Annotated in this window: 3 protein-coding genes; all 3 read right to left on the reverse strand. The window is 70.2% G+C overall.

Features of this window, described 5'->3' with window-relative positions; genetic code table 11:
• On the reverse strand, positions 1-654 hold a 654-nt coding region (locus G3N93_RS38525; protein ID WP_206135381.1), incomplete at its 3' end, for an MFS transporter.
• A gap of 192 nt (positions 655-846) precedes the next feature.
• Positions 847-1,671, reverse strand: a complete 825-nt coding sequence (locus G3N93_RS38530; protein WP_206135382.1) for a phosphodiesterase — start codon at positions 1,669-1,671, stop codon at positions 847-849.
• A gap of 84 nt (positions 1,672-1,755) precedes the next feature.
• The coding region (locus G3N93_RS38535; protein ID WP_206135383.1) for a TOBE domain-containing protein at positions 1,756-1,982 on the reverse strand (227 nt) is incomplete at its 5' end.

Consider the following 1,982-nt stretch of genomic DNA (forward strand, 5'->3'; position numbering starts at 1 on the left):
TCTGCTCGCCAGATGCCACATCGAGCCGAGCAGCTTGCCGTACGACAGCGTCGACGTCGGCGAGCTGCGCGGCAGCCGCAGCACGATCACGGCGGCGAGCGCGACGAGCGCCGCGACCGACGCGGCGAACACCGCACGCCAGCCGAAATACTCGGCGACGAAGCCGGCGGCCGTCCGCGCGAGCAGGATGCCGAGCAGCAGCCCGCTCATCACGGTGCCGACCGCATGCCCGCGTTCGGCCGGCGGTGCGATTTCGGCGGCGAACGGTACGGCCTGTTGCGCGATGGTCGCGAGTACGCCGATCGCGAGGCTCGCGACGGCGAGCACGGCCAGCGACGGCGCGGTGGCCGCGACGATCAGCGCGATCGACAGGCCGGCGATCTGCATCAGGATCAGCCCGCGGCGGTCGAAGCGGTCGCCGAGCGGCGCGAGCAGGAACATGCCGGCCGCATAGCCGAGCTGCGTTGCGGTCGGCACCGCGCCGATCCACGACGCGCCGTCGGGAAACGCGGAGCGGAAGCTGTCGAGCAGCGGCTGGTTGTAATAGATGTTCGCGACGGACACGCCCGCGATCGTCGCGAGCAGCAACAGCAGGCTGCGCGAGTAGTGGGGCGAGGCGGCGTCGGTCGGACGGTCGGTGGAGGCGGTGGACATGGCTGCGCGAACGGAAGTGGGGCGGCGCAGCGCGCGGCGCACGCATCGGGTGCGCAGGCGGGCGGGGCGCCGTCGAGGCTGCCGATCATACCGGAGCGACGTGAATCCTGCCGGGCGGGGGCAGAACGGCCAAGCCGGCATGACCGGTGTAACCGGCCGGGCGCCGCCCGTCATCGTGCGTGCTTCAATCCGTCAGTCGACCAGCTCACCCGTCGGTTCATAAAACGGATAAGGCCCGGCCCCTTCATCGACATACACGTGATGCGACGTCATCCCCGTATCGGGCACATAGTGATGGACCGCGAACGCCGGCGGTTCGAGCCGGAACGCGGAGGGCCCATCGGTTCGCAGGTCGAATGCGACCTGGTGCGCGGGCGACGGCACCGCGGCTGCGAGCGTGCCGCCGAAGCGCGTGAACATCGTGCGATGCACGTGGCCGCACAGCACGCGCTCGACGTTCGGATATCCGCGCAGCAGCGCGTCGAGTTTCGCGGAAGCGGCGGGCGTGAGGTGCAGCTTGTCCATGTGGCCGATTCCCGATGCGAACGGCGGGTGATGCAGCGCGACGATCACGGGCCGGTCGCGCGCGGCGTCGAGCTGTGCGGCGAGCCACGCGAGCCGTGCATCGCACAGGTCGCCGTAGCTGGCGCCGGGAACCTGCGAGTCGAGCGCCAGCACGCGCACCGCGCCGACGTCGAGTGCGTACTGCACGAATTCACCTGCCTGCAGCTCGGCGCGATCGGCGAACGCGCGGCGCAGCCCGGCGCGGTCGTCGTGATTGCCGATCATCAGGTAGTACGGAATCTCGAGCGCCGCGAGCAGCCCGCGCAGGTTGCCGTACTCTTCATCGTGGCCGAAATCGGTCAGGTCGCCGGTGACGAGCACGGCGTCGGGGCGCGGCACGAGCGCGTTCAGTTTTTCGATGCAGCGCGTGAGCGCGGCCGCGGTGTCGACGCGCCGGTACGCGAGCTGTCCCGGACGCTTGATGTGGAGATCGCTGATTTGAGCAAGCAGCATCGTCGTTCCTCGGAATTGTCTGATTGTTGTCGCGGCGTCGTGCGCCGCGGTGGGGTGCTGCATGAATGATGCCGGAACGACGGATTACGCGCCGAGCGCGATCAGGCCTTCCGGCGCGATCGTGAGGCCGACCGCCGTGCCGCGTGCGAGCGCGATGCGGCCCGGCACGTCGATCACGAGCGCGTCCGGGGCCGCGTGCTCGATCGTGAGCCGCGTGCGCTCGCCGAGGAACGCGCATGCACCGACCGCGCCGCGCAGCGGCGCATGCGCGGGATCGGCGAGTTGTGCATCCTCGGGGCGGAAGAACCACT

Source organism: Burkholderia sp. Se-20378, assembly GCF_017104665.1.
Taxonomy (GTDB): Bacteria; Pseudomonadota; Gammaproteobacteria; order Burkholderiales; family Burkholderiaceae; genus Burkholderia; species Burkholderia lata.